Origin of the sequence: Candidatus Brachybacter algidus (assembly GCF_016707225.1) — a bacterium.
Classification (GTDB): Bacteria; Bacteroidota; Bacteroidia; order Chitinophagales; family Saprospiraceae; genus Parvibacillus; species Parvibacillus algidus.
Window position 1 is genome coordinate 1 of record NZ_JADJID010000009.1, and the last position, 20,095, is coordinate 20,095.

A 20,095-nucleotide genomic window follows, 5' to 3' on the forward strand; every position below is an offset into this window, starting at 1 on the left:
CTTAATCTTGGACCTTTCGTAGAGATAGGTTCCATGAGGATCTGCACCAGCATCATGGTCCTTTTGTCCATGACGTCCTGTATCTTGCCATTCTTGTGGATCTCTTTAGTAAGATCCATGGTATGAATCGTTAACCAGGAGACTTATTAGTGATCTCTTTGGTATATTCTATAACAGAAGGGAAGTTTGGGTCCAAGGTCAGTGTAATGCAAAAAATGCATCTTTTCTGCTCCCTATATTATCCAGGAGAAATGCAGCATTGAGTCCGCCATCAGTTTATTTACTCTGTAAGTATATATCCCCAACATTAAAAGAATTACTCGTCTTTTGCTATGAATTTCAACAAGTTTATTGTTTCAACTAAGGCTATTTCAACTTCAGAAGGCAAAGAATTAATAATCAGCTCTTTATTCACAGTCTGATTGTTTTAAAGAATAAAACAGCGCTTAATGTGTATACATCTCAACAATAACAGTTATGATATTGTATTCTTTGATTAAGCGCTGTTTAAGAATATTTACCTACCGGTTCTTTTTCTTATGACGGATTTTCTCAATCTTTTTTCCTCTTGTGGGTTGCAATCTTGTGTCTTTTACGTTTTTTACCGCAAGGCATACTCGTATTTTTTTTGTTAATAATATTATTTAATGCTCTCTGAATTAGCCTTTTGATTACAAAGTTTGCAATCTCATGTGCTTTCATGTTGACCGGCACCTTCATAAGCCATGCTAAGCAGGCAAGGTGTCTCTCTATTTTTGGATCTAATTGATAAGACTTTTCCAATCTGGTGATCGCCTTATCCCATTGACCTGTGTTTGGTAGCCAGTTCACCCAAAGTATTCATCACTGTGATATTCTCTGGTTCGCTTTTGCTCATATCCAATAGCATCATTATGCCCTTCATCGGATTATCCTTTGGTGGCGATTCCGCATATATGGTTGCTAGATTGACACGGTGGTTTGTTTCTTTTGGGTCGAGCGAGATAGCACTTTCCGGAGCTTTAGAGCTCTTCAACGCAAAATTCCCTCTCTTTCCCCTCCACATATCTAACTCCGACACCATAAGTGGTACCAGCTATAGACCATGTGACGCTTCCCTCAATAGTAAGACGACTTCAGCAACCCCGCCATTCCATGTCTTTTTTCTGAACATACCAGACATGGACGATTCTCTTTGATTCTCAATGACGGTACTGGATATCGTTTGGTGATGTTTAATCTTACAACAGGTTCAGCATTGATAACGAAACTAAACTCTAAGCGACAAGCGTTTGATTCTTCAACTGATCAAGCTGTTCCACTTGTGGGACTTGACTTTTATTTTGTCTGTCAGACTAAATCCAAAATAAATAATACAGAATAGTAAAGCCGCAGAGGCAATTACGTTCATTTCTGGTATTTAATATTGGAAACAGAACCTTTCGACATACTAATCCTCTCTACCAAGGCGCTACTAATACCACTTATTCTTAGCAGTCAGTAAAAGTTTTAGCCGGCTTGAAAGCAGGAATGAAATGCTCAGGTATTTCTATCGCCTCATTCTTCTTAATGTGACGGCCTATTTTTTCGCTCTTTCTTGATAATAAATGATCGGGAAACCACGAACATAAATATTCTCTCCACTAGACAAAGAGTTTTTAATTTCAGTAAAAAAGGTTCGATCGAGACAAGTACATCTACTTTCGGAACTCCTGTTTTTCTGCAATTGTTAAACTAAGTCAGCTTTTCTCATTAGACGTTGGTTTATAATATGTTATGAAACTAAAATGATGCTTCTCTAAAAAGCGTGGCAAATTTCGTATTTTTTATCATTTTAAAATTTCTGACTGTTTTTTTTCATAAATAATTGGAAATCTTCATTGAGTAGGAACTTTCTAATACCCAATTACCACCCACCTCTAAGGCAAGTTTTGGGGTGAAAACATTTTTTTGTAATTGCCGATTTTTGCCTTGTGAAGTTCAGAACTACCTCCTTTGGATGTCATTTATTTTGTCTTCCAGCAGATTATCTTGTGTATTTTTGACATCATTGAATCCAATATGTGCATGATAAGATCACAATTCCTGAATGTCCGCATATTCAATGGAATATGGCGTAAATAGTTCATTATCAGATATTGCGATTATGCGGGCTTCGTCCTTTAATGTTTGTAATCTCTTATATACGACGCCATCTTTGTGTGTGATGACGATGTATGTCTTCCCACTTTTTATCTCTGTCAGCTTTTCTACATATTTACAAATGACGATGGATCCTGATTCTAGTGGTAACATTGAATCACCACGTATTTCAAATGCTCTGTAGGCCACTCTTCATAGAAGGAAAAGAGATCTTAGGGAGATCAGAGATATACTCAGGATCTGACATGCCGTTCATGTAGCCAGCCTCAGCCTTGGTTTCTACTAGTTCAATATTGTTATGGCCATTTCCATCCATCGTCATGGCTAGAATCCTTAAGTTGTTGTCTTTAAATACTTCCAAACGCCCAAACTAACATCCTCTCTGATCAATTGATCTAAAGAAATAGTAAACAATTCAGACATCCGGGTCAGGAGACGCAGGTTTGGCTCTGTGTTCCCTTTTTCATATTCTGAATAAGTCGTGCGCGGAATTCCAAGTTCCTCAGCAAGTAATTGCTGTGAAAGTTGGCGTCTATGACGGAGATATTTCAAGTTTAGATGGAACATTTGGTATAAAGTTATTTTACAAAGTTATGCAAATTATCCAAATGACAAATAACACGGCATTTATAGACGGAAAATGCGTAATTGGATTGAATGGGCTTAAATATTTTTTACAAAATCGTTTAATTTTAGTAAGATTGCAAAGTTTAAATGTGAATATATGATTGAATTATTTGGGGTTAAATTAGACTAACCTGCAACAGTTGCGACCAATATTGCACTTTTTTTCATCTGCACTTATTGCGCTATCTCAGTAATGCGTTCACCCGCCGGTCGGTATGATTTTGTCAAAAATATAGCTTGTTTCTATTATTTACCGGTATTACTGCGCTGTTGGGAGGTATATTTAGTCATGGTTTTAAATATTATTTTGGTCTAAGTTATTCATTTCCGGGATGGCTTATAGCATTAGGAGGAGCTTATTATGCCAGTATCGCTGCCTTTAGACATGCTTTAGCAAATGAGCTTTGGCAGGATATAAAGCCAACAACAATCAAGATTACAGAGCAAATATTAATGCTGTTATTGATCGTTTTTATGGTACTAACTTACTTTTACATGAATTTCCTGGTTGTTACGATTTACACTGCTGTATGTATCTCTGTAATAGGATTATATTTGGAAATGAAGATCTTCAGCAAAACGCAGAATCGTAGGAGCAAGAATTATATGTGGGGCATAGGAATTGGAGTTCTTGTGTTATTTGTGTATATCTTTAAGCTCAGTATTTCACCGGAATTCAATCACAATGACGTGGCTCATATTATCATGATGATATCGATGGTGGTGTTGATGAAAGGATTTAAGGGGATGTCAGCAGCTAAGTTAACATGATCACTATCTCTTCAATAATAATAAAAGTATGCTGGTAGTAGATCAGGAATATGTGGAAAGGCTGAAGAAGGAGCAGAAGAAAAAGCCAAGACTTAGCACGCTTTATGGAATGGATCGTATTTTCAGATTGGTATATAAAATTCCTTTTACATTCCAGTTGCACAATGCTGTCTTCTGGAACATGGCGTCAACTTTCAGTTTTCATTATTCTTTGAAAGATTAAAATCAAGTAAAAATGAATTAATTTTCCTTGACAATTCTCATAGAGTTAATGAATTTGAAAAAACAGACTGAAAAACCAAGCTTATGCCATCGGGCCATTATACCCGAAGTGCAGGAGGTTTAAAAATATTGTTCCAAAGCTTGATAGAAAGGGCACTTTAGCTTTTCCCTCTCATTCCTCAAGCCAGTTTGATTTTAGTGAAGGGTATTCAAAGTATGCGGAGGATTTAAAAAAACTTCCTGATGAATTTCAACCAGTTACGATTTGTCTTTATTATTATGACATTCTACAAGGCCACCACCAGACATTTACGGATGCAGGCTTCACTGTAATAACTAATGGATATGTTGGCGATGCAGGCTTTGTTGATAGGCTTTACGACCATATTTCTTCCTTTCAATATATCACCAGCAATCATACTGGTTCTTATTCCTTCTATGCGCTGGAAATGGGTATACCCTTTTTTTTTTATATGGTGATGATATTGACAATCAATTACTTAAGTTCGGCACATTAAATGGTATTGATATGGGGAAATACCTGGAAGAGGATTTTTAAAAACTTTTTACTGAAATTTAAATTTCGATTTGAACAATCCTGTCACTGTAACATCTCAACTTAAAGAATGTATAGCTTATATACAGGATGAAAATAATCAACTTGATCCATTAATTGTGCAGAAACTTGTAAAGAGAAATTGCGGAAATTAATCCTGAAAAAAGGGACTTAGCTATCTGAATGGATGAAAAGTTTTTATCTTTGGAAACCTAAAATCACCAATATGAAGTTTCTAAAATATATTCTTGAGATCCTATTTCCTGTTAGTTGTGTCTCTTGTGGGGCTTCGATCAATGATGAGAAAACCTTTTTGTGCCAAATGTCTTACAGAAACAGTATTTACATCCTATCCATCAGTATTGAAAAATGAAATGGTAGATAGACTGGTGTCTATAGGAAGCCTTAAAGTAGCTTAGCCCCGCATATTTCAAAAAAGATGCGCCTGTTAAAATGTTTTTTATAAAATCAAATATGGCAATAGGCCCGATGTTGCCCAAAAATGGCTGAATTTGAACTGAAAAGTTTATGAAAATTCTCCCGGTCGACCTGAAATTAGACGGCGTTTGCATGTTCCAATCCACAAAATAAAATTATCAAAACGTGGTTATAATCAAAGTGCTATAATAGCTAAGGTTGTGGCGGATAAACTGGAATTACCTTTGGTTCATGTGCTGAAAGATCATCAAATATTGAAACACAAACTCATTTTGGACGAATAGACAGGTTGAAAAATCAGGAAGGTACGATTGTTGCATCTAAGAATGTTATTAGACATAAGCACCTATTAATCATTGATGACATTTTAACGACAGGAGCGACGATAGAAACATGTTATGATGCTCTTAGATTATCCAATCCGCATTGCTTGATCTCTATCCTTACCTTGGCGGTGACTGATAGTTGGTAATTACCTTATGAGTGTCACATCGCCATATTTGAAAATGGTATGATTATTACAAAACCTCTAACCATATAAACATAAACTCCAGTAGCAGCATCTTGATCTTTGGAATCTTCCATCCCATTTAGGATTTGGTTCATTAGAAGAAAATAATACCGCTCCCCATCGATTAAATATATACATCGGCTGATTGTGACATTTTTCCTTTCCACCTCAAAATAGTCATTAACTGATCTCCATTTACGTGAAGACATTCGGAATGTAATATCGCCGCATACTCATTTTCACACAATTCTTCATCCTTCATCGAAATACGGATCGTCAATGTACTGTCACATCCTGAATCAGAAAGAATTACCTGGGAGTATGTACCGTCATTTGTATAATTTTCCTGACCAATTTTGACTGATTCTCCGGCACATAATTCGGTTTCAACAAAGCTCTTAACATCCAACAGTCTGACAGAAATATTCAAAATACTATCACAACCAGTGCTGGAAGTAAGTATTTGATTATCATTTAATGATGAATTATACACCTTATTACCTATCCTAATCGAATCACCATAGCAGACCTCAGCATTAATCTGGGCGGTAATCAATGATCTTACATTGATGTCAATCTTAATTAGAGTATCACATGGTCCATTTGAAGGTATTGTGTCAAGATATACTCCTGATGTAGAATAATTTGTCCCCATGATTTCAATGGATTCTCCAAAACATATTCTTTCATTTATATACTTTAGGATAAACTCGGAACTCCCTGTTACTTCGAAGTTAAAGGGGATTGATCTGCATCCGTCTTCATCAATCGCAATTATTGAATGGGGCCCATTATTTAAATTATCGAAGAAATTATTTGTTGTAAATACTCCATTGTCTAATGAAAACTTCACGCCATTCCCCCATTCGATACGGACATCTTTACGAATGTGCTCATCACCACATTCCTTGAGATTATCCAACTCGTCTATCACCAACAATGGCGCAGTGCCTTTATCTTCAATTAGAATTTCCACATTCTGCTCGCAACCCATTTTGTCTTTTACGACTACGTTGTGGAGGCCAGGATCAATGTCGTTAAATATACCATTTGTCTGCGAAATTCCATTAAATTCATATATATATGGAGCGGTGCCACCAGAGGCAAATACTGTAAAGCTGCCTTTTTTCTCACAAGTAGAATTGAATACTTCATTTACCAGCAATTTCAAATCAGTAGTACTATATTCTATTTCAAGATTGGTACATATCCAACCAAAATTAACACCACATCCTCCTGAGTTAAGGTTTTCAATGGCTATGACATTAACACCCTGCTCCAAAAAGGATGCTATGTCAGCGACTTCTACCACATTAAATCCCCCTCTATTAAATTTAGTTGCGGGAGGATTCACAGCAGAATAAATACCTGATTTGCCACAAACCTGATCACAATCAATAGTAGAACCTTCATAATCATAAAAGCCACTTTGAGATACTACCTGATTTCCATTGATATAAATTCTACAAGAATTATCAGTAGCATATCTTATCGTCGCACTTGTTATATTTATGCAATTATCCAGAGAGAAGGTGTTTCTAAAATTGTAAGTGCTTGGCTCATTAATAGGTTCAAAGTAGTTGCAGAGGTTTTCTGTGATCCATATAGGGATTGCACTATTACCAATTTGACCAACAATAAAAGTTTGAGTTCCCGCCAAGGCACCTTTTTTTACATCAAACGTCCAATCCGAATTTAATAGCCCAGTAGATTTATTAACCAACCAGTCTGTATTTGAAGGTTTGGGATTCGTTGGATATGGTTGCTTGACTTTTGTAATAGCCCAGTTTTTGTTGAGTCCTGTTGTTTGAATCAACTTACTTTGGGTAAAAGCAAGATTTTTGCTCAATAAAAGAATAATAAAAAGAAGGCTTTTAGAAATTTATAAACTGGCATTATTCTTTAGTTGGTAATTTGAATTTAAGAACTACTTCTTTGCAAATATAATTTATAATAAATTTTTTCGTAAATAATTATCTCAACACAGTCACACTTCCTGATTTCAGAAATGGAATCCCATTGACACACACGCCTTTAAGGATATAGACATATGCACCGGGCATTACCACTTGCCCATTGACAGAGCCATCCCAACTGAACTCCGGACCATTTGAATCAAAGATCATAGCACCCCATCTGTTAAATATTGAAAGTTGACCTACTTTGATATAGTAAGCATCTGCTTTAAATACATCATTTATTCCATCATCATTTGGTGAAAAAACGTTGGGAATAAAAAAGTCACATCCTGACGCAGCACATAGTTTTTCATCCTTTTCATCTATTCTAATATAGATCGTGCTGTCGCATCCAAACTTATCGATGATATGCTGTGAATAATTACCCGACTCCGCATAAATCGTTCCGTTTAAATCGATGGTATTACCCGGACAGATCTCAAATGAAAGTTCCTTTTCTTTCAATTCAGCTATTCTCAGGTCGATACGGTGTATTGTATCACAACGACTTCCCGCCATTTCTGTGGTATCTGATATAATTTGAGATCGATCATACAATTTACCAAATAACAGAATTTGTTCACCATGACAAAGATTAATCACTTCATTTTTGACGATTTTTCCTTCGTCAAAAAAGATCTCAAATTCATATGGCTTTGTATTACAACCAAACTCATTTATGCCAATTACTTTGTGGACTCCCGGCAAAAGATCTGTGAACAAAGATTGATCTAAATAGGGCCCATCATCAATTGAATACTGAATGTCATAACCTTTGTCCTTGGGATTCAAAGTGATGGAAGCGGTCGTGTCAAAACAATCTGTGCTTATGTCAATATCCTCAACCACCAGTTCCGGCAATACCTTCCAATTTTGGACGGTCACTGCGACTTTTTCCTCACATCCTGTGGCGTCTTCTACTACGACGTAATAATCTCCTGCCGAAAGATCTTTATATTTTCCATTATTCTGACTAATACTCCCAAGTCTAAAGATGTAGGGACCTATACCACCGGTAGGCACTACTTCAAAACTACCATCATGACTGCAATCTTGATGAACAAGATTATCTATTTGCGTAGTAATAAGACTTCCGGTGTATTGGATCTCCATGTTGGCACACACCCATGCATAGTTAGTTTCACAGCCACCGGTATTAAGATTTTCAATTGCTATGACATTGATGCCTGTTTGCAGGTAGTCCTTGACATCGGCTATTTCAAGAATGTTGACACCCTGACTGTTAAACATAAAAGCAGGTGGGTTTTCAACATAGACAGAGCTATACACACCGCATATCTGCTGACACTGACTAATACTGCCTGGGAAATCTATCAAACCGCCGGACCTTTCAATTTGCTTTCCATTGATATAGAATCTACAAATATTGTCCGTGGTAAATAGTAAAATTGCCGATTTGATGTCAATGCAATCTGAAAGATAGAATGTCTTTCTGAAATTATAGGTACTTGCTTTGCTGGGGGCATCGTACAGGTAGTTGCAGAGATTTTCAGCGATCCAAATAGGCTTAGCTTTATTACCTACATTCTGAACGGGAATTATTTGGTCAAGTGTAATATTGGCAAGAACTACTTTATCCGTCCATTGATCATTAAGTACATCTGGAGTTTTATTGATGAGCCAGTCAGTATTAGGAGGTAGTGGGTTGGTAGGATAGGGCTGATTTTTCTTAGTAATGGTCCAACCTTTATCAACTCCGGTAGTAAGAATCAATTTACTTTGACCATAGACAAAAGAGGAGCTACAAAGAATCAGAGATACTAATAGGTACTTCCAATTGTAATTTCTAAATTTATTAATAATGAATGTATGTAATCTATTGCTCTTCAAGTAATTGTAAAGATAATAAATATCTTATCAATTCTCCCTATTAGTCACATAATCGATTAGCTCAACGAGTGATTTACTGGCGTCATTATCTGCTAACGTTTTAAGAAGGTCAATGGCTTCCCTGCAATAGTCCATCATACGAGATTCAGCATATTGAAGACCGCCGCTGGCGTGAACGAAACTTATCACCTCCTTCACGCTTTTCTGATCCTTACTGTGGTTTTTGATCAAATTAATTATGTGCTTTTTAGTAGGGCGATCAGTGTTTTGTAAGGCATAGATAAGCGGCAACGTCATCTTTTTCTCTTTAATATCTATACCCAGCGGTTTTCCAACATCCTGTGTGCCATAATCGAACAAGTCATCTTTGATCTGGAAGGCAATACCAACCTTCTCTCCGAAAACTCTGAATTGTTCAGAAACTTCCGGGCTGACACCGGCCGACACGGCACCTGCTTCACAGGCAGCAGCAATTAATGAAGCTGTTTTCTGTCTGATTATATCAAAATAAACCGCTTCCTGAATGTCAAGTTTACGTGCTTTTCGATCTGCATGAGCTCACCTTCACTCATTTCTTTTACCGCCCGGGACAAGATCCTCAGCAATGAAAATTCGTTATTATTTACGGCCAATAGTAGACCTTGAGACAAAAGATAATCTCCGACAAGAACGGCGATCTTATTTTTCCAAAGTGCATTAATACTGAAGAACCCTCTGCGCTCTAGGCTTTCATCTACGACATCATCATGCACCAAAGTGGCCGTATGGAGCAATTCTACCAGTGATGCTGCATTGTAAGTGGCCTCCGTGGTGCCTCCGGCTGCTTTGGCACTGAGAAATACAAAGATAGGGCGCATTTGCTTACCCTTCCGCTGGACGATATAAAACATGATCTTGTCCAACAGGGCAACATTGCTTTTCATTGCCTTACGGAAATGCTTTTCGAAGCGCTCCAGCTCTTCTTTTACAGGTTGCTTTATCTGATCTAATTGTTTCGACATCTTGCTTGAGTAGCTGCAAATGTAGGGAATATTTTTATGAAGAATAAAGGTTGTTATAAGTAATGGGTAATGAGTAATAGGTAATATGTTAAAATGGGCGGAAGTGCTTGATTTTGATGGATGATGGAGATTACTAGTAATTGGTAATGAGCTTTCTGATGCCAGTTTGTGGAATGTAACAGGTAGCCCCTAGTGGGGCATGTGTAACCCATTACACCATCGTTACAAACAGAAAACCCCTAAAGGGGCAAAGAATCATCATTGATAATGAAATACAAGAAATTAATAAAAGTAAGCCCTTATTAACAGCGATATGGGCCGTAGGTCCTAACTGTTTGTAACAAAATATCATGTTATGAAAACTAGCCCCGTAGGTGGCTACCTAAATACTGTCCATTTCACAAGTTAAAAACTATCTCAATCGCTAATCATCCAACATCAATAGTTATAAAAATGATCGCCTGCAGATTGGATTCCTGAAGTCCTGCCAAATCTCATTTTCAATTTTCAATCATTTTCAATTAGCTAAATCACCAATCTTTTCCACTGTTCCTTTCCTCCGGACGTTGCTGCTTCATGAGTTTAGCTCTGGTCTTCTGCTCTTCCTGTTTCATGATGCGCAGCATATTTTCAGCTTCCTGGCGAGTTAAGCTTTTGGGTTTGCCTGCCTGATCTTTTTGTGATTTTTGATCCTCTTGCGATTTTGGCTCTTGATCAGAATCCTGTTGGGAAGGATCGCCACTATCGTTTTTTTGATTTTCTTTTTGATCAGCCTGGCTTTGCTTATCGTCTTTTTTGTCCTTTTGCTCTTGCTGTTGCTTCTGGTCTTGCTGACTCTGCTGTTTCTTTTTTCAATAGCCTTGGTCAGATTTTTCTTAGCATCTAAATCTGAAGGGTCTAGCCGGAGAGATTGTTTATAAGCATCTATGGCCTTGTTATAGTCCTGGCTTTTGTAGAAACTATTACCCAGGTTATAACTGGCTATTGCCTTTTCTTTGTTGGTCTTTGCTTGCCCAAGCGCAGCCATATTCAGTTCTGAGGCCTCCTTATATTTATTCTGTTGAAATAAGGCATTTGCCTCATTGAACAGTCCATTGAATGTCGGTTTTAGTGCATTTGCCTTATTATATTCCGACTGAGCTTCCGCAAAATTTTGGGCTTTATAAGCATTATTACCTTCTTTCATTAAGGAACGCACAGATTGGCCTTGCATCTCTACAATGAAGAATCCCATCATCAAGATTAATGAAGTTATTGTCCGATCATTTATTAATCTACACTTCATGTGTTTGCTTTTTTGTGATCAATAAACCCATACCCATTAGCAACTCTATCATTAGTAAGATGGCTGCAGGCCAGAGAAAAAACGGGTACAAACTAAAGTTATTTGACGTATCTATTGATTGATATTCTCCTTTGTCGAGCTTAGATACCATGTCGAGAACACCTTTGAGTGATTCCGTATTATCACCAATATTGTAATAAGATCCTTGTGCTTTGGTAGCGATTTTTTTCAAAGCCGAGGCATCTAACTTACTACGGATAGGATTGCCTTGGTCATCCAACTTATAATTGGCTCCACCAGTTGAGTTGTCAGGTATCATCCCTCCCCGTTCGGTTCCTACTCCAAGGGTAGTAATGACCATCCCTCCCTGTGAAGCCTTTTCTGCAGCTTTTTCGGCATCCGAATCGTGGTCCTCTCCATCAGATATGATTATCAATCCCTTGCTCCTATTAGCTTCTTGAGTAAAGGCCTTTTCTGCTACTTCAATCGCATCACCTATAGCTGTGCCCTGATAGCTCGCCATTTCCGTGCTAAGTCCATTAATAAAATCTATCGCAGCATTATAGTCATTGGTCAGCGGCATGTATACATAAGCTGCCCCGGCAAAAACGATCAATCCTATGCGTTCTGACCGCATGGATTCGACCAGCTTTACTGCAAAAAGTTTAGCCTTAGTAATTCTGTCAGGGGCAATATCCTGTGAAAGCATACTTCGGGAAATGTCAAAGGCAATAAAGATATCAGAAGATTCTTTGTTTACTAATTGCTTTGCACCCGGTAGTTGTGGATTTGAGATGGCAAAAATGATGAATGTGATGGCGAATAAAGTGATAGCTCTCCGCAAACCAAACCTATCAGATTTGCGCACAGAAATTTTGTCAAAAATTGTCTTGTTGACTATTTTTTCTGACAAAATAATCCGTCCTTTCCTCCATGATGTCATCATGATAGCAAGTATAGGCACTGTCAGCAATAGTAACAATGCATATGGATTTTCTACCGTTATGTTCATTATACTCACCAAAGGATCATTTTTATTCTATAAGGACCGGAGTTCTCAACCAGGTGTTTTTTAGTAGGATTTCTAATAAGATCAGCAGAAGACCTGTCACAACAAATATTCTGAAATAGTCAACGCCTTTCTTAAGGACGGTCTTTTCAATTTTTGTTTTTTCAAGCGTATTAATCCGATTATAAATCTTTTGCAGTGAACTTTCATCAGTAGCACGGAAATACTGCCCATTTGTAAGATTGGCGATCTCTGTCATCAGCGGCTCATCTATCGTCACAGGTTGATATACATATATGATCTGACCTGACGGTGTCCTGCTGAGCGGTGTTTCTGCCTGACCTTCAGTTCCGACACCGATCACATAAACCTTGATGCCATAGCCTTCTGCCAGTTTCGCTGCAGTGAGTGGATCTATATAACCTGCGTTATTTTCTCCATCAGTCAACAAAATGATGACCTTACTGCGTGCTTTACTATCCTTAAGCATATTGACACCAGATGCAAGCCCCATACCGATAGCCGTGCCATCGTCAAGGACACCTTGTTCCAGCGATTGCAGGATGTCCAGGACCATCCTATGGTCAGAAGTAAGTGGACATTGTCCCAGTGCAGTCCCTCCAAATATTGAGATGCTTATTCTGTCATTTGGGCGTTCCTTGACGAATTCCTGCGCCAATTGTTTAGTCACCTCAAGTCTGTTAGGTTTAAAGTCTCTAGCCAGCATAGAGCTGGAAAGGTCGATCACCATAGAAATATCGATTCCACTGGAATTGATCACCTCTTCTTTATTGATCTTTTGCGGTCGTGCCAACGCAATTAGAAAAAGAGATAGGGCGATGTACTTAAGCCAGGGTAATAGTCGGATCAACCTGGTCTTAATATTATGTGTTTTTAATACTGAAAAAAGTGTAGGCAAATAAATCCCTGAAGGCTTTGCTTTTCTGGTCTGAAAGAAATAAATCAGATACCAAAGGAGTGGCAGTAATAATAGTACCCACGCCTGTTTAAAACCTACTGAACCGATCTCCCACATCATAAGTCGGATTTATCTTTTAGGCTTTGAAAAAGCTCTGCTTCATCCACCAGGTTTTCTACCTTTCCAATGAACGAATAGTTGATCTCATTGCGGCTTTGAGCATTTGCAAATTTGACCAGATCGGCTATATTCAATGCCTTATTGGCCACATCGATCATGGATTCAGGCATACGAGCACGACCCATGCGTTGGACGATCTCATGGCTGGTCATATTCATGGCACGAATGCTGTGAGCATCTGCAAGATATCTACGGAGTATCCCGGATAATGCAGTTTGGAAAGGCTTATGATCATCACTTTTCCATAGATCTCCGGTTCTTAATTTCTCTAAAGCTGTTTTTGCTGTCAGTGCAGGATCGACTTTCGGTTTATTTAAAAACTCAAGATTATGCTTATTATTGAGCTTTTTCCTGATGAAATAGGCTGCAATACCGATTATAGCAAGCACTCCTAATCCTATAATTACCCATTTGTATTTGTCTAGAAAATACACTTCTACTATAATATCTTTATTAGGTGCGATGTCCTCCTCACTAGTGTTGAGCGGAAATACAGTTAGTTTCCAAGACTTGGACTTACCGGATTTATTGTTCCCTTTGTAAGAATAATGGTAAGTAACTTCAGGAAAGTTATATTCACCGGGGTTAAATGCTGTAAAGGTGATGTCCTTGGTCAGGATCTTAGACATCGGTGTCGTATTTTCAACCCAGTTTTGTTCTTCACTCAATTCGAAACCTTCCACTGCTGTGATGCTGTCTAAGTCTAGCTTATTGATACTAATTTCCGGGTCACAAGTGATAGTAAAAATCAACTTTTGCTGATCACCGACGATCATTCTATTGGTATCAGCAGTAATTTCCATCTGGATCTGGCCAAAAGCTCCAGTCGATCCTGTGATGACTAAAACAAGAAAAATCCAGCAAAAGCGCAGTTTATTTATAAGCATCATCTTGATTTAAAGAATTTCAACAATGCTTTGACGTAGTCTTCATCTGTAGATATTCGGATCAGGTCAACCTTGCTTTCTCCCAATACTTGTTTCAGTTTATTTACTTTCGAAATGTAAAATTCGGAGTATTTTTTTCGGAATACTTCATCCTCAGTATCTACCCAATGAGAGATGCCTGTCTCCGGATCTATAGCCTTTATCACTCCGGCATGTGGTAAGATTCTTTCGACAGGATCTTCGATATGTATAGCTATCAGGTCATTTTTTCTGCCGGCAATACGAAGAGATTGTTCATAATTTTCATCAAGAAAATCTGAAATTAAGAAACATATACATTTCTTCTTGACTACATTATTTAGAAACTGAACTGCAGTATTAATACTTGTCTTAGCACTCTTTGGTTTGTGATCGACCAATTCTCTAATGATGCGCAATGTCTGATTCCGTCCTTTGGAAGGGGCAATGTATTTCTCTATTTTGTCTGAAAATAGAATCAGTCCGACTTTATCATTGTTCTGTACCGCTGAAAAAGCGAGTACTGCACTTAATTCTGTAATTAACTCACTTTTTAACAGCTCTTTTGATCCAAAGAAAGAAGAATTGCTCACATCCACCACCAACATAACCGTGAGTTCTCTTTCCTCTTCATAGATCTTAACAAAGGGCACTCCGGTTCTGGCTGTAACATTCCAGTCTATAAATCTTACATCATCACTATATTGATATTCTCGTACTTCAGAAAAGGACATTCCGCGACCTTTGAAAATACTCATCGTATCTCCAGAAAACAAGTGATTGGAAATATCTCTTGACTTTAGTTCGATCTTACGGACCTTCTGAAGTAGCTTATTAACTTCCATGATTTAGATCTGCTGACTTTTGAATATCCAATAATTTGCTTTCCACCATTTCCACTTCAACCCTTTAATCTTCGATGCAGTCTGATATTGTTGTCTATCATATAATCTATCATAGTTAGATGTAAGTAAAACGCCACTGTAGGCGACAGCTGGTTCGCCATATGTTTCTGAAGATGTATCGACACTGCCTTGACCTTTTTCGTCTGCTATTACTTTGTCCCAATTTATATCCTGTCCTGCTTTTATGCGGATTAACTCCTCGAGATTGATAGTTCTATTCCATGCATAATTGTAATTATAGGCAATAACTTTAGATTGATTCAATAAACTATTGTGTACAATAAAATGTCCGCAAAGCCATTTTTTGGATACGAATGAAGGTTCAAACCATGCGATCATATTGGTAGATCTTCCAAATGGTTCATCCTCCATATCTTTTACAGAACCCAAATTGTAAATAGAATCAAATTGATGGCTTATCTCACTGACTTTCATTTCTATACTAAGATCAGCTTTTTTGTTTCCGGTAAACGGAAAATGAATCTCATAAGCACTTCTGCGGTCAGTTTTTTCAATAAAATCTAATGGAATTGTGATTGTAGGTTTCATTTTGTTGCTTATACCGGTAAGGGTAGATTGAACAAATTGGTCATTCTGGAGGCTGCAAGTAATTTTTCCTGTTGAGACCGCATGCGTAAGGGTGGTAATCTTGTATTGTTTTTCTTTTTTCTCAGGGTTGCGCCCTGAAAAATAAAAAGTCTTATGTTGCTTCTCATCATTTAATATGCCCCTGAAAGCGTAGTCGTTCGGATAGGAAATGAGCATTTGCTGATCAGGATTTTCAGCAGATTTATATAAAATAATTTTGGCAAAATCCGGATTAATTGGTTTCTTACATAATGCCCAGTTTTTTTGTAACCTTGCGGTGATCGTACCGTTATAGATACCTTCAGGCGTGGTCATGTCAGCCACATAACTACTGTCTCTAAGATAGCCTTTGATCATGCCCATTACCTTTTGGTTAGCAGAATATTCCGCCAAAAAGATAGAATCGCCCTTTAGAAAACCCTCTACGTCCATTAATTTTTTAGAACTCACCATTTCATAATATCCTTTCAGCTTATTTCCATTTCTGCACAAAAATATGCGTATGGCATGAATCTTGTCTATTCTTCCTCCAAGGTAATATTGGCCATCACTACCTTCTCCTTCCCATAATGTTTTACAGGTTGTATTCTGAGATTGTAGGAATGTCAGCGCATAAAAAAATAATAACAAAAGAAAGAAAAAACGCATAAGCACGAATTGTGATAAAAGTTAAATCGAAGAATGACTTAAGGGACCTTGATCGTATTGAGGATACTCGTCACGATTGATTCTCTGGTGATACCCTCTGCCTCTGCCTCATAAGTGATGCCGATTCTGTGACGCAATACATCCAAGGCAATCGCCCTGATGTCATCAGGGATGACATAAGCTCTTCTCCGAATGAATGCCATAGCTTTGGCAGCCAGAGCAAGATTGATACTTGCCCTTGGTGAAGCGCCATAGTGGATCATTGGCTGTAATTTGGGAATGCCTGCAGCTGCAATATCTCTCGTAGCGAACACAATGTCAAGAATGTAGCCTTCCAGAGTGGAATCCAGATATATGGCTTTCAATAATTCACGTGCATGGAGAATCTCTTCAGTCGTCGCTACAGGCTCTTGCAGCATATCGATAGAAGAATCCATATGTCTTCGGACGATGGTTTGTTCTTCTGTTTTAGTTGGATAATCGATGGTCACCTTTAGCATAAATCGATCCAGCTGTGCTTCTGGCAGTGGATAAGTCCCTTCCTGATCTATCGGATTCTGAGTTGCCATGACAAGGAATGGCTCCTGGAGCTTGAATGTTTCCTCTCCGATGGTCACTTGTCGCTCCTGCATTGCTTCCAATAGCGCACTTTGTACTTTGGCGGGAGCACGATTTATTTCATCTGCAAGCACAAAATTGGCAAATATTGGCCCTTTTTTTACTGAAAATTGATTCTGGGCCGGGTTGTATATCATTGTCCCTACAATGTCTGCGGGCAAAAGATCCGGAGTAAATTGAATTCTTGAAAATTTGCCGTTGACAAGATTTGCGAGTGTCTTGATGGCAAGTGTTTTAGCAAGGCCTGGCAATCCTTCCAACAGGACATGACCTTTGGTCAACAATCCAATTAGCAGCCTTTCTATCATATGATCCTGACCCACTATTACATGGGCGGTGGACTTGGTAAGTCTGGCAATAAATTCGCTACCAGCAAAAACACGGTCATTTAATGCTTCTATTTCAGTATGTTGCATTGAAAGCTTTTTTTAATAATTTATCAAAGGTAATTAAACCAAATTTTAAATATACAAAGTACGATTATCTGTTGTTTTGATTTGCCTTGAATCTCAAATTAAAACTCATAAATAAAATGCAAGTATAGGCTTGCTTTCAGCCTATTCCAAACATAAAGATGTATAAACTTTCTAATTACAAAAATAGTATTCCCTTCGTCTAATAACTGAAGGATTTGGTAGAAGTTGACAAATTGTTAACGACAACGTGGAGCTTAAACGAAACCGACAGATGACTTGGGGCCATCAGGCGGCGCTCCACAGCTTAATTTGTTTTCGTTTGATTCAGTAAACTACTGCTTAAAAAGTTGAATGAATTTAGGGTGCATTATGGGTTAAATGTAATATTGCAATATTACGATGAAGATAATGGTAGCAATGGATTTCATAAATTTTACTTCTCTAGGCCACCAAAACATCAGAGGTCTTGGAGCCATCCGACGGTGCTCCGCAGCTTAATTTGTTTACGCCATCCGACGGATCTTTACCACCATATTTCTCAATTCAAATAACAATGTATTGCTGATATTTGGCGTCGTCGGATGTTCTCGTTTGATTCAGTAAACTACTGCTTAGAAAGTCGAATGAATTTAGGGCACATTATGGGTTAAATGTAATATTGCAATATTACGATGAAGATAATGGTAGCAATGGATTTCATAAATTTTACTTCTCTTAACTACCAAAACATCAGATGTCTTGGAGCCATCCGACGGTGCTCCGCAGCTTAATTTGTTTACGCCATCCGACGGATCTTTACCACCATATTTCTCAATTCAAATAACAATGTATTGCTGATATTTGGCGTCGTCTGATGTTTTCGTTTGATTCAGTAAATTATTGCTTAGAAAGTCGAATGAATTTAGGGCACATTATGGGTTAAATGTAATATTGCAATATTACGATGAAGATAATGGTAGCAATGGATTTCATAAATTTTACTTCTCTAGGCTACCAAAACATCAGAGGTCTTGGAGCCATCCGACGGTGCTCCGCAGCTTAATTTGTTTACGCCATCCGACGCATCTTCACCATCATATTTCTCAATTCAAATAACAATGTATGCTGATATTTGGCGTCGTCGGATGTTTTCGTTTGATTCAGTAAACTACTGCTTAAAAAGTTGAATGAATTTAGGGTGCATTATGGGTTAAATGTAATATTGCAATATTACGATGAAGATAATGGTACCAATGGATTTCATAAATTTTACTTCTCTAGGCTACCAAAACATCAGAGGTCTTGGAGCCATCCGACGGTGCTCCGCAGCTTAATTTGTTTACGCCATCCGACGCATCTTCACCATCATATTTCTCAATTCAAATAACAATGTATGCTGATATTTGGCGTCGTCGGATGTTTTCGTTTGATTGAATAAATTATTGCTTAGAAAGTTGAATGAATTTAGGGTGCATTAAGGTTTAATTGTAATATTGCAATATTACGATGAAGATAATGGTACCAATGGATTTCATAAATTTTACTTCTCTTAACTACCAAAACGTCAGATGTCTTGGAGCCATCCGCCGGTACTCCATTGCGCACGCTTGTCTCGCCGTTCGTTTTATTTCTTTATTTGCTCGAAAGCTTCATCAATAGTTTTGGCCTTAAAGTCAAATCCTGTCGCTTTGATCTTTTCGTTCGAGACAAACTGGCTTTCTAGGACGACGGCAGACATTTCGCCGAGCATTAACTTAACTGCGAAATTTGGCACACTTCTTGACACAGCCCATTTGGATTGACTCCGGATAAAAGCCTTGGCAAATTCCTTGGAATTTACAGGAAGGTCGCCAACCGCATTATATGTTCCTGATATATTGCTTTCTATTCCATGCAAAAACATGTTGGAAAGGTCATCTATCGTTATCCATGACATGTAAGGTTTCCCACCACCAAAATATGGAGCCATCCTCAAATTAAGTAGAGGGCGATATTGATCGAGAGCGCCTCCTTCTTCCGCCAATACAATGCCTGTTCGAACAAGAACTTTTCTGACAGTGTCTGGAATATTGTCTTGCGCTTTCTCCCATTCAATACATATTTTGCTCAGAAATGTGTCGCCATTTGCCTCGTCTGATTCCTTACAGGCATTGGTTCCTGGGCGATCACCATAAATCCCTATGGCTGAGGAACCCAGATATACATCGGTTTTTATCTTTTCAGTTTTAATTAATTCTGCGATGAAATGGGCAGGAATAATACGGCTATCTACAAGCTCCTTTTTTCTATCATCTGTCCATTTTTTTTCAGCTATTCCCGCACCACAAAGATTGATGATGGCACGCACATTGAGTTGACCATCTATTTTAATATAGCTTTTTGAAGGATCCCAGTATATAAAATCATTTCTTTCGGATAACTTTTCATTTCTGGATAGTATGATAGGCTCGTATCCAAATCGGGTTAAAAGTTGATAAATATTTTTACCAATAAGTCCGCTTCCTCCCGCTAATAGTACTTTTCTACTCATTATTTTAGTTGTTGTGATAAATTCAAATATCAGAAATATATGTATCTTAGTTGATAA

20 protein-coding genes and 1 pseudogene are annotated in these 20,095 nt (G+C 37.9%); 4 read left to right on the forward strand and 17 right to left on the reverse strand.

All coding sequences use genetic code 11. The annotated features are described in order from the left end of the window. Positions 1-552: 552 nt before the first annotated feature. The 6 genes from IPI15_RS18405 to IPI15_RS18425 form a co-directional block, all read right to left on the reverse strand. Positions 553-831, reverse strand: a complete 279-nt coding sequence (locus IPI15_RS18405) for a hypothetical protein (RefSeq protein WP_287421704.1) — start codon at positions 829-831, stop codon at positions 553-555. Further along, positions 797-1,063 carry a hypothetical protein gene (locus IPI15_RS18410; RefSeq protein WP_287421705.1) on the reverse strand — a complete coding sequence of 89 codons (267 nt, stop codon included), beginning with the start codon at positions 1,061-1,063 and terminating at the stop codon, positions 797-799. The genes IPI15_RS18405 and IPI15_RS18410 overlap by 35 nt, the downstream gene beginning before the upstream one ends. Positions 1,064-1,469: 406 nt before the next feature. Then, a complete protein-coding gene (locus tag IPI15_RS20050; RefSeq protein ID WP_353845333.1) occupies positions 1,470-1,562 on the reverse strand; it encodes an HU family DNA-binding protein in 93 nt (30 codons plus the stop codon). A 493-nt stretch (positions 1,563-2,055) separates the two neighbouring features. Then, the gene (locus IPI15_RS18415) at positions 2,056-2,274 is read right to left on the reverse strand and encodes a S24/S26 family peptidase (protein WP_287421706.1); all 219 of its coding nucleotides are present in this window, start codon (positions 2,272-2,274) and stop codon (positions 2,056-2,058) included. A gap of 16 nt (positions 2,275-2,290) precedes the next feature. Continuing rightward, entirely contained in the window at positions 2,291-2,482 is a 192-nt protein-coding gene (locus IPI15_RS18420; RefSeq protein ID WP_287421707.1) for a hypothetical protein, read from the reverse strand. Next, a complete protein-coding gene (locus IPI15_RS18425; protein ID WP_287421708.1) occupies positions 2,455-2,688 on the reverse strand; it encodes a helix-turn-helix domain-containing protein in 234 nt (77 codons plus the stop codon). The genes IPI15_RS18420 and IPI15_RS18425 overlap by 28 nt, the downstream gene beginning before the upstream one ends. 297 nt (positions 2,689-2,985) lie before the next feature. Between IPI15_RS18425 and IPI15_RS18430 the strand changes: the two genes are divergently transcribed. From IPI15_RS18430 to IPI15_RS18445, 4 genes are all read left to right on the forward strand, one after another. Beyond that, a complete protein-coding gene (locus IPI15_RS18430; protein WP_287421709.1) occupies positions 2,986-3,519 on the forward strand; it encodes a DUF6962 family protein in 534 nt (177 codons plus the stop codon). 28 nt (positions 3,520-3,547) lie between these two features. Next, the gene (locus IPI15_RS18435) at positions 3,548-3,742 is read left to right on the forward strand and encodes a hypothetical protein (protein ID WP_287421710.1); all 195 of its coding nucleotides are present in this window, start codon (positions 3,548-3,550) and stop codon (positions 3,740-3,742) included. Positions 3,743-4,523: 781 nt separating this feature from the next. After that, the gene (locus tag IPI15_RS18440; protein WP_287421711.1) at positions 4,524-4,670 is read left to right on the forward strand and encodes a hypothetical protein; all 147 of its coding nucleotides are present in this window, start codon (positions 4,524-4,526) and stop codon (positions 4,668-4,670) included. 354 nt (positions 4,671-5,024) lie between these two features. Beyond that, positions 5,025-5,207 carry a ComF family protein gene (locus tag IPI15_RS18445; protein ID WP_287421712.1) on the forward strand — a complete coding sequence of 61 codons (183 nt, stop codon included), beginning with the start codon at positions 5,025-5,027 and terminating at the stop codon, positions 5,205-5,207. A 163-nt stretch (positions 5,208-5,370) separates the two neighbouring features. Here IPI15_RS18445 and IPI15_RS18450 read toward each other — a convergent pair whose 3' ends face one another. From IPI15_RS18450 to IPI15_RS18505, 11 genes and pseudogenes are all read right to left on the reverse strand, one after another. After that, a complete protein-coding gene (locus IPI15_RS18450; protein ID WP_287421713.1) occupies positions 5,371-7,095 on the reverse strand; it encodes a hypothetical protein in 1,725 nt (574 codons plus the stop codon). Positions 7,096-7,219: 124 nt separating this feature from the next. Next, complete coding sequence (locus IPI15_RS18455; protein WP_287421714.1) at positions 7,220-9,055, reverse strand: T9SS type B sorting domain-containing protein; 1,836 nt, start codon at positions 9,053-9,055, stop codon at positions 7,220-7,222. Positions 9,056-9,082: 27 nt separating this feature from the next. Then, positions 9,083-10,056: pseudogene (locus tag IPI15_RS20055) on the reverse strand (polyprenyl synthetase family protein). A 646-nt stretch (positions 10,057-10,702) separates the two neighbouring features. Beyond that, on the reverse strand, positions 10,703-11,341 hold the full coding sequence (locus tag IPI15_RS18470) for a tetratricopeptide repeat protein (protein WP_287421716.1): 639 nt from the start codon (positions 11,339-11,341) through the stop codon (positions 10,703-10,705). Continuing rightward, on the reverse strand, positions 11,331-12,353 hold the full coding sequence (locus tag IPI15_RS18475) for a VWA domain-containing protein (RefSeq protein ID WP_287421732.1): 1,023 nt from the start codon (positions 12,351-12,353) through the stop codon (positions 11,331-11,333). Before IPI15_RS18475 ends, IPI15_RS18470 begins: the two co-directional genes overlap by 11 nt. Positions 12,354-12,375: 22 nt before the next feature. After that, a complete protein-coding gene (locus tag IPI15_RS18480) occupies positions 12,376-13,389 on the reverse strand; it encodes a vWA domain-containing protein (protein ID WP_287404897.1) in 1,014 nt (337 codons plus the stop codon). Next, positions 13,386-14,336 (reverse strand): hypothetical protein, encoded by a 951-nt coding sequence (locus IPI15_RS18485; protein WP_287404900.1) that lies wholly within the window; start codon positions 14,334-14,336, stop codon positions 13,386-13,388. Before IPI15_RS18485 ends, IPI15_RS18480 begins: the two co-directional genes overlap by 4 nt. Beyond that, positions 14,336-15,199, reverse strand: a complete 864-nt coding sequence (locus IPI15_RS18490) for a DUF58 domain-containing protein (protein ID WP_287404902.1) — start codon at positions 15,197-15,199, stop codon at positions 14,336-14,338. Before IPI15_RS18490 ends, IPI15_RS18485 begins: the two co-directional genes overlap by 1 nt. Positions 15,200-15,202: 3 nt before the next feature. Next, complete coding sequence (locus IPI15_RS18495) at positions 15,203-16,495, reverse strand: hypothetical protein (RefSeq protein WP_287404903.1); 1,293 nt, start codon at positions 16,493-16,495, stop codon at positions 15,203-15,205. A gap of 38 nt (positions 16,496-16,533) precedes the next feature. Next, the gene (locus IPI15_RS18500) at positions 16,534-17,529 is read right to left on the reverse strand and encodes an AAA family ATPase (RefSeq protein ID WP_287404906.1); all 996 of its coding nucleotides are present in this window, start codon (positions 17,527-17,529) and stop codon (positions 16,534-16,536) included. A 1,603-nt stretch (positions 17,530-19,132) separates the two neighbouring features. Beyond that, positions 19,133-20,038, reverse strand: coding sequence for a TIGR01777 family oxidoreductase (locus IPI15_RS18505; RefSeq protein ID WP_287421717.1), 906 nt, complete (start codon positions 20,036-20,038; stop codon positions 19,133-19,135). Positions 20,039-20,095: the final 57 nt, after the last annotated feature.

Coding starts and splice junctions, on each gene's coding strand:
- IPI15_RS18490 (WP_287404902.1), bottom strand. CDS start 15,199: ATGGAAGTTAATAAGCTACTTCAGAAGGTCCGTAAGATCGAACTAAAG.
- IPI15_RS18505 (WP_287421717.1), bottom strand. CDS start 20,038: ATGAGTAGAAAAGTACTATTAGCGGGAGGAAGCGGACTTATTGGTAAA.
- IPI15_RS18500 (WP_287404906.1), bottom strand. CDS start 17,529: ATGCAACATACTGAAATAGAAGCATTAAATGACCGTGTTTTTGCTGGT.
- IPI15_RS18470 (WP_287421716.1), bottom strand. CDS start 11,341: ATGAAGTGTAGATTAATAAATGATCGGACAATAACTTCATTAATCTTG.
- IPI15_RS18415 (WP_287421706.1), bottom strand. CDS start 2,274: ATGTTACCACTAGAATCAGGATCCATCGTCATTTGTAAATATGTAGAA.
- IPI15_RS18410 (WP_287421705.1), bottom strand. CDS start 1,063: ATGGTGTCGGAGTTAGATATGTGGAGGGGAAAGAGAGGGAATTTTGCG.
- IPI15_RS18440 (WP_287421711.1), top strand. CDS start 4,524: ATGAAGTTTCTAAAATATATTCTTGAGATCCTATTTCCTGTTAGTTGT.
- IPI15_RS18495 (WP_287404903.1), bottom strand. CDS start 16,495: ATGCGTTTTTTCTTTCTTTTGTTATTATTTTTTTATGCGCTGACATTC.
- IPI15_RS18435 (WP_287421710.1), top strand. CDS start 3,548: ATGCTGGTAGTAGATCAGGAATATGTGGAAAGGCTGAAGAAGGAGCAG.
- IPI15_RS18475 (WP_287421732.1), bottom strand. CDS start 12,353: ATGAACATAACGGTAGAAAATCCATATGCATTGTTACTATTGCTGACA.
- IPI15_RS18425 (WP_287421708.1), bottom strand. CDS start 2,688: ATGTTCCATCTAAACTTGAAATATCTCCGTCATAGACGCCAACTTTCA.
- IPI15_RS18485 (WP_287404900.1), bottom strand. CDS start 14,336: ATGCTTATAAATAAACTGCGCTTTTGCTGGATTTTTCTTGTTTTAGTC.
- IPI15_RS18480 (WP_287404897.1), bottom strand. CDS start 13,389: ATGATGTGGGAGATCGGTTCAGTAGGTTTTAAACAGGCGTGGGTACTA.